Source organism: Streptococcus sp. IsoGale022, from assembly GCF_031142805.1.
Taxonomy (GTDB): Bacteria; Bacillota; Bacilli; order Lactobacillales; family Streptococcaceae; genus Streptococcus; species Streptococcus sanguinis_A.
This window is the reverse complement of the sequence record NZ_JAKZJI010000009.1, coordinates 87798-96427: the sequence shown is the minus strand read 5'-3', so window position 1 is coordinate 96427 and position 8630 is coordinate 87798. Positions and strand designations below refer to the sequence as shown.

The following is an 8630-nucleotide window of genomic DNA, read 5'->3' as shown; positions in this document are numbered from 1 at the left end:
TCAACCAGTGCATCTGTCTCTGCAAGTGAGTCAGCGTCGACGAGTGCGTCAGTATCCGCAAGTACATCGGCCTCAACTAGCGCCTCAGTAAGTGCAAGTATCTCAGCTTCAACCAGCGCCTCAGTAAGTGCCAGCACGTCCGCCTCAACGAGTGCATCCGTAAGTGCCAGCACGTCAGCGTCAACGAGTGCATCTGTATCCGCAAGTACGTCTGCCTCAACGAGTGCATCTGTATCCGCAAGTACGTCAGCGTCCACAAGTGCATCGGTAAGTGCCAGCACGTCAGCTTCAACGAGCGCGTCTGTAAGTGCCAGCACGTCAGCGTCAACGAGTGCATCTACAAGTGCAAGTACATCCGCCTCAACTAGCGCCTCAGTAAGTGCAAGTACATCCGCCTCAACGAGTGCATCCGTAAGTGCCAGCACGTCAGCGTCAACGAGTGCATCGGTAAGTGCCAGCACGTCAGCTTCAACGAGCGCGTCTGTAAGTGCCAGCACGTCAGCGTCGACGAGTGCGTCAGTATCCGCAAGTACATCGGCCTCAACTAGCGCCTCAGTAAGTGCAAGTATCTCAGCTTCAACCAGCGCCTCAGTAAGTGCCAGCACGTCAGCGTCAACGAGTGCATCTGTATCCGCAAGTACGTCTGCCTCAACGAGTGCATCTGTATCCGCAAGTACGTCCGCCTCAACCAGTGCATCCGTAAGTGCAAGTGAATCAGCGTCGACGAGTGCATCGGTAAGTGCCAGCACGTCAGCTTCAACGAGCGCCTCAGTAAGTGCCAGCACGTCCGCCTCAACCAGTGCATCCGTAAGTGCAAGTGAATCAGCTTCGACGAGTGCATCTGTATCCGCAAGTACGTCTGCCTCAACGAGTGCATCTGTCTCTGCAAGTGAGTCAGCGTCGACGAGTGCATCGGTAAGTGCCAGCACGTCAGCTTCAACGAGCGCGTCTGTAAGTGCCAGCACGTCAGCGTCGACGAGTGCGTCACTATCCGCAAGTACATCGGCCTCAACTAGCGCCTCAGTAAGTGCAAGTATCTCAGCTTCAACCAGCGCATCCGTAAGTGCCAGCACGTCAGCTTCAACGAGCGCGTCTGTAAGTGCCAGCACGTCAGCGTCAACGAGTGCATCTGTATCCGCAAGTACGTCCGCATCAACGAGTGCATCCGTAAGTGCAAGTGAATCAGCGTCGACGAGTGCATCGGTAAGTGCCAGCACGTCAGCTTCAACGAGCGCGTCTGTAAGTGCCAGCACGTCAGCGTCGACGAGTGCATCTGTATCCGCAAGTACGTCTGCCTCAACGAGTGCATCTGTCTCTGCAAGTGAGTCAGCGTCGACGAGTGCGTCAGTATCCGCAAGTACATCGGCCTCAACTAGCGCCTCAGTAAGTGCCAGCACGTCCGCATCAACCAGTGCATCCGTAAGTGCAAGTGAATCAGCTTCGACGAGTGCGTCTGTCTCCGCAAGTGAATCAGCGTCGATGAGTGCATCAGTATCAGCAAGTACGTCTGCCTCAACGAGTGCATCTGTCTCTGCAAGTGAGTCAGCGTCGACGAGTGCGTCAGTATCCGCAAGTACATCGGCCTCAACTAGCGCCTCAGTAAGTGCAAGTATCTCAGCTTCAACCAGCGCATCAGTAAGTGCCAGCACGTCCGCATCAACCAGTGCATCCGTAAGTGCAAGTGAATCAGCTTCGACGAGCGCATCCGTCTCAGCAAGTACATCGGCCTCAACGAGTGCGTCAGTAAGTGCAAGCGAATCAGCGTCGACGAGTGCATCAGTGAGTGCCAGCACATCTGCCTCAACGAGTGCGTCAGTAAGTGCAAGTACATCAGCGTCGACTAGCGCGTCAGTGTCCGCAAGCACGTCCGCGTCGACTAGCGCGTCAGTAAGTGCAAGTGAGTTTGCGTTCACGAGCGCATCCGTAAGTGCAAGTACGTCGGCTTCAACTAGTGCGTCAGTGTCAGCAAGTACGTCGGCTTCAACTAGTGCATCCGTATCTGCAAGTACGTCTGCGTCCACAAGTGCATCTGTATCTGCAAGTACATCAGCTTCCACTAGTGCATCTGTGTCCGCAAGTACGTCCGCCTCAACGAGTGCATCAGTTTCAGCAAGCACGTCAGCGTCGACTAGTGCATTTGTATCTGCAAGTACCTCAGCGTCCACGAGCGCGTCAGTGTCTGCAAGCACATCCGCGTCCGCTAGTGCCTCTGTATCTGCGAGCGAATCCGCGTCGACTAGCTCGTCAGTATCCGCAAGTACATCTGCATCAATCAGCGAATCGACTTCAGTTCAGGCGTCTGCCTTAGCGATGGCAAGTAGATCTGCTTCTGTAAGTGCCTCAGAATCAGCAAGTACTTCAGCTAGTCTGTCTGGTTCAGAAAGTGCATCGATGAGTGACTCTCAGTCAATCAGCGAGTCGACCTCACTGAGCACTAGCACATCAGTCTTGCATAGTCAGCTGGATCTGGTTCATGAGAAGGAGTTCTACTCACTCAGCCTTTCTACAAGTGAGTCACTGTCAGCAGCAGTCAGTCTCAGCGAGCTTGCCCGTGTCAGTCAGTCTGTATCAGAAAGTCTGTCTACGAGCCTGTCAGCTAGTCAGAGCACATCTGAAAGTCTGTCTGCTTCAGCAAGACAGTCTGAACTGGATATGATTTCCAGAGGTCGTCTGCCTCAGACAGGGGAAACGGAGAGCAAGGCTTCCATCCTAGCTCTGGGCTTAGGAGCATTGGGCTTGGCCTTCAAGAGACGTAAAAAGAAAAGCGACTCTGAAGAGTAGCAGTAAATAAAGCCAATCAGTTTATCTTTCAGTCTGTCAACAGTTTGCTCGGTGAGTGAACTCTAGGAAGTGGTAGATAAAGCAAGTTATTAAGGAAATCATGTCATGATTTCTAGCGCTTGCTTGTAAAAATCCCATGCTAATGACTGATAAAAATAAACGGATAGGCAATAGAAACAGGAAGTTTTGACAACTTCCTGTTTTTTTGACAATTTTACTGAAAAAAGTCTTCTATATTCTGAAGGAAAGTCCCTGAGAATATAGATTTTTTGGACAATATTTTATATAATAGCAAGTATAGAATTGATGTTTAAGAGTTTATGAAATGAAAGAGTAAGGGAAGAAATGAAAACGATAGTTTTAGTTGGGGATCAGGCTTATCAGGAGCAAGTCTCTACAACGATTAAGTCGATTTTATATTATAATAAAAATGTCAAAATCTATGTTTTCAATCAGGGGTTGAGTGACGAGTGGTTTCGTGATTTTAATGATCTGGCCGAGCAGCTGGATAGTGAATTAGTCAATGTGAGCTTGGACCAAGTGACTATCAGTTCAGAGTGGCTGACGCAGGACCATATCAGCTCAGCTACCTATGCTCGCTATTTCATTCCGCAGTTTGTTGTCGAGGAACGTGTCCTTTATCTGGATAGTGATCTAGTAGTTAATAGAGATTTGCAGCCTTTATTTGATATTTCTCTAGAGGGCAAGCTTGTGGCTGCGGTTGGAGATGCTGGAGGTTACGGCTTTAATGCTGGCGTTCTGCTAATTGATAATCAATCCTGGAAAGAAAAGCAGCTGCAGGAGACCTTTATCAAGGAAACGGACCGCATCATGGGCTTGATCCAGTCTGGCCAGATGGAGGATTTCAACGGCGATCAGACGGTTTTAAATCATGTGTTAGCTCAGGATTGGCTGCCTTTGGATAAGATTTACAATCTGCAGGTAGGCCATGACTTGGTGGCCTTTTATAGCGGCTGGAATGGTCATTTTGAGCTGGATCAGGAACCTCTGATTATCCACTATACCACCTTTCGCAAGCCTTGGAACTCAGATGTTAGCTATCGGTACCGCCAGCTTTGGTGGGACTTTCAGGCCTTGAGTTTGGAGGAGATTTTAGCCTATCATCGGGGAGAGTTTGAGATGCCGGACCGTTGGGAGAAGGCCGCTCTCAACTGCATGCTCCTGACAGATGTGCAAGAGCTAGAGCAGATTGAGTTTTTAGCCCAGTCCCTGCCTAGGGTTCATTTTCACATCGCCTGCTACACAGAGATGGGAGCTTATCTGCAATCTTTGAATCAGTATGAGAATATCCATCTTTATCCGCAGGTTATTCATGCAGTTCTGGATGAGCTCATTGATAAGTGCCAGATCTATTTGGATATTCACCATGGAAGCGAGCACTATCAGTTGAGCAGTCGTTTCAAGACGCTGGACAAGCCAGTTTTGGCTTTTGACAATACTAAGAAAAATGAAAACGAAGAGCTGGTCTATCCGCATGAAAATCCACAGGAGATGGTGGAAAAGCTGCGCAGTCTGATGAAAAAAGAGAAGCCGCAAGCCTTTCGCGCTGTGGTGCTGGCGGCTAATGCTGCCTATAGTGAGCAGGTCTTAACCACCATTAAGTCCATCGTCTGCCACAATCGCTTTATCAAGTTTTATGTCATCAACAGTGACTTTCCGACAGAGTGGTTTGTCAGCATGCAAAAGAGACTGGCCAAGCTGGACTGCCAGATTGTCAATGCTCGGGTGTCTGCTTCGCTGGTATCAAATTTTAAAACGGATATTAGTTATACAGTTTTCCTGCGCTATTTTGTAGCGGATTTTGTCGAGGAAGACAAGGCTTTGTATTTGGATTGCGATATCGTTGTCACGCGGGATTTAAGCTCCCTATTTGAAACAGAACTTGGAGATGCACCACTTGCTGCGGTCAAGGATCTGGGTGGGCAAGTGTATTTTCATCAGCATATCTTTAATGCTGGGTTCTTACTCATCAATAATGCCCTTTGGAAGCGAGAGAATATTCGCCAACGTTTGATTGAACTGACTAATGAATGGCATGACAAGGTACCGTCTGGTGACCAAAGCATTCTCAACATGCTCTTTGAGAATCGCTGGCTGGAGCTACCCTTTGCTTATAACTGCATTACGCTGCACACGACCTTTTCCGACTATGAGCCAGAAAAAGGACTCTATCCGCCTGTGATTCACTATCTGACCGAGCGCAAGCCTTGGAAAGAGTACACCCAGTCCATCTATCGTGAGGTATGGTGGTTTTATCAGGGACTGGATTGGTTGGATATGGAGGAGCCAGTCGGAGCCCTGACTCAAAAGATGGTGGTAGGTGAAGAGGGCTCAAGTCTGTCCTGCCTAGTCTACACCTACTCTTGTGACCTGCTGCATATCAACTATCTGATTCAAGCCCTGCCTGCCTGTCATTTCTACATCGCTGCACCGGTAGTTGTAGCAGAGCCAATCACGCGTCTGCTCCAGTATCCTAATGTCAGCGTCAGTTCAGACATAGCGGGCATTCCGGCTCTCTTGGAGTCGCTGGAAGCCAAGTCTCAGCTGCTGCTGGATATCAATGCTGGTGATGAGGTAGGGGACATTATTGCTCGCTTTAAGTCTGCTGGTAAGCCAGTCTTTGCCTTTGACAGCACAGTCCATGGCCAGCAGGGGCAGGAAGTCTTTCCAACCGATAATCCTGAAGTCATGGTGCAGGCTATTGAGAAGCTGGGCTTAGCCGAGCCTGAAGAGCGGCAGATTTCTGTCCTCTCTATCGACCAATCACTGGATTATCTCTTGGAGAAAGGTGCCTCAGTGGTTCGTTTTGGAGATGGGGAGCTGGATTTGGTTGCGGGCCGTAGTATCGTCTATCAGGACTTTGATCCAGAACTGTCAGCGCGCTTGAGAGAGATGATGTCTATGGAAAGCGATGAGCATTTGATGATCTGTCTGCCCGATGTCTTTACAGGGCTAGAGCGCTATTCCATCGATGCCCAGAATTTCTGGAGTCTAAATCACTTGCCACATTTTCTTGAGAAATATAAAAATATTTGCCGAGCGCCTTGGTATGGATCGACCTTTATTTCCCGTCCTTATATCGACTTGGAAGATAAGACACCGTCTGCGGGCTATTTTGCCAAGCTCAAGCAGCTATGGCAAGACAAGGACCTCTTGATAGTAGAGGGCTTGACTTCTCGCTCTGGTGTAGGCAATGACCTCTTTGACGGGGCTAGGTCCATCAAGCGGATTATCTGTCCTTCGCGCAACGCCTACAACAAGCTGGAGGCTATCAAGCAAGCCGTTCGTGAGCATGCGGACAATCGTCTGATTTTGACCATGCTGGGTCCAACGGCTAAGGTCTTGGTCTATGATCTGGTCCAGGAAGGTTATCGGGCGCTGGATATTGGGCATATTGACTCGGAGTATGAGTGGTTCCAGATGGGAGCGCTCCACAAGGTCAAGCTGTCGCACAAGCATACAGCTGAGCACAACTTTGATCAGGATATTGAGTTTAGAGATGACCAAGCTTATGACAGTCAGATTGTTGCCAATCTGGCTCAGGAATGAAGATTAGAAAAAGAATATGAAAGTTAATATTACCAATCTATACGGTATGTCTGGCCAGAGTACGGCCTTGATTGCCCAGAATGATGTGACCAAGCTAGCCAAGCAGCTGGGCTTTAATGAACTGAGTTTTTACTTTTACGATATTTACAGCGACAGCCAGTCGGAGCTGAGTACCCGTCTGGATGGTATCATGGCTAGTGTGGGCTATGGCGATGTGGTTATCCATCAGTCGCCGACTTGGAACGGTCGGGAGTTTGACCAGGTCTTTATCAGCAAGCTCAAGATTTTGCAGGCCAAGCTGATTACCTTTATCCATGATGTTCCGCCGCTGATGTTTCCGTCCAACTACTATCTGATGCCGGAGTATATCGATATGTACAATCAGTCAGATGCGGTCATCGTGCCTTCTGAGCAGATGCGCGACAAGCTTCTGGCAGAAGGGCTGACTGTGGACAAGATTTTGGTCCAGAGCATGTGGGATCATCCCTATGATCTGCCCCTGCACCAGCCTCAGTTTGCGCCTAAGCTGTATTTCGCAGGAAGTGTGGAGCGTTTTCCGCATCTGATTAATTGGTCTTATGCAACGCCGCTGGAGATTTTTTCGCCTGAGGAAGAGTCAAATCCAGAGGCCAATGTCAGCTATCGCGGCTGGGTCAGTCGGGCAGAGTTGCTCTTGGAGCTGTCCAAGGGGGGGCTGGGTCTGGTCTGGGGTGTTGAGGAAAATCCAGCAGACGAGCCAGAATACTATGGTCTCAATATCTCTCATAAGTCTGCCACCTATCTGGCAGCTGGGATTCCGGTCATCGTCCCTTCTTACCTGTCCAATGCAGAGCTGATCCGCGAGCGCGGTCTGGGCTTTGTCGTAGACAGTCTGGAAGAGGCCAGTCGGATTGTTGAACATCTGACTGTCGAGGAGTATCAGGCTATGGTCGAGCGGGTTAGAAAGTTCTCTTTCCTGCTCAAGGAAGGTTATTTTAGCAAGAAAGTCTTAGTAGATGCGGTCATGGAAGTTTTATCATAAATGCTTTCTAAGAATCGTCATGAGGAGTCAGTGTGAAGTCATTTTTTAAAGCGGTCGTTATCAAGAAATTTCTGTGGACCTTATTTTTCTTATTTATCTATGTCTTGGGAACCAAGCTGACCCTGCCCTTCATCGATATGAGCAAGGCAGCTACCATGGACGGAACCTCTACGACCTTGAACTATGCGACAGCCCTGATGGGGGGGGAATCTGCGCAGTATGTCACTCTTTTCTGTCGGCCTGTCTCCTTGGATGTCCTCTATGCTGATCTGGCAGATGTTTGCTGTGTCTAAGCGCCTGAATCTGAGCAAGCTGCCTATGGAAGTGCAGGAAAGACGACGGATGTTGCTGACCTTGGTCATTGCCTTGATTCAGTCAGTGGCACTAGTCCTAAACCTGCCACTGCAAGAAGCAGGTGGGGTGGATATGACTACGATTATCGTCTTAGATACCTTGGTCTTGATGGCTGGGACTTACTTTCTCATCTGGCTGACGGATTTGAATGCTGCTATGGGACTTGGCGGCTCCATCATGATTGTCATGGCCAGCATGATTGCCTACATTCCGCAGGATATTTGGAACTCCATTCAGGAGCTGAAGATTTCAACTCTTTGGCTGGGTCTGCTGCTGGTTTTCAGTCTAGTCTTTCTCTATCTGGCTGTTACGGTTGAGCGGTCCAAGTACCGAATCCCAGTCAATAAGATCAATATCCATAACCGTTTCAAGAAATACTCTTATCTGGATATTCGTCTTAATCCTGCTGGTGGGATGCCGATTATGTACGCTATGACCTTGGTCAGCATTCCTCAGTACTTCCTTTTGATTATCCACTTTCTCCAGCCAGACAATCAGCTGATTGAGCAGTGGATAGAAGCGCTGTCTATGGGAAGTCCAGCTTGGTTTATTCTCTATCTGCTGACCATTTTCATCCTGGCACTGGCCTTCGCCTTTATCAATATCAGTGGTGACCAGATTGCTGAGCGGATGCAAAAGAGTGGAGAGTATATTGAAAATGTTTATCCGGGAGGAGCAACCCGCCGGTATATCAATGGTTTGGTGACTTATTTTGCTGTCGTGGGAGCCATCTATCTGATTATGACTGCTGGTCTGCCTATGCTGGTGATCCTTCTTGACATTCGCTATTTGCGGCTCAGTATGATTCCGGGGATTTTTATGATTTTTATCGGGATGGTCTTTTCTATTAAGGACGAGGTGGAAGCCTTGACGCTTAATGACCGTTATCGTTCATTGTTGTAGG

Annotated in this window: 3 protein-coding genes and 1 pseudogene; all 4 read left to right on the top strand. The window is 48.9% G+C overall.

The features are described from left to right. Window positions 1-2781, top strand: a 2781-nt coding sequence (locus tag RG608_RS06355) for an LPXTG cell wall anchor domain-containing protein (RefSeq protein WP_308946722.1), incomplete at its 5' end; no start/stop codon positions are given. Between the two features lie 345 nt (window positions 2782-3126). After that, a complete protein-coding gene (locus RG608_RS06350; protein ID WP_308946721.1) occupies window positions 3127-6351 on the top strand; it encodes an SP_1767 family glycosyltransferase in 3225 nt (1074 codons plus the stop codon). A 16-nt stretch (window positions 6352-6367) separates the two neighbouring features. Then, complete coding sequence (locus RG608_RS06345) at window positions 6368-7372, top strand: sugar transferase (protein WP_308946720.1); 1005 nt, start codon at window positions 6368-6370, stop codon at window positions 7370-7372. A 32-nt stretch (window positions 7373-7404) separates the two neighbouring features. Beyond that, window positions 7405-8629: pseudogene (secY2, locus tag RG608_RS06340) on the top strand (accessory Sec system protein translocase subunit SecY2). The last annotated feature ends 1 nt before the right edge of the window (window position 8630 follow it).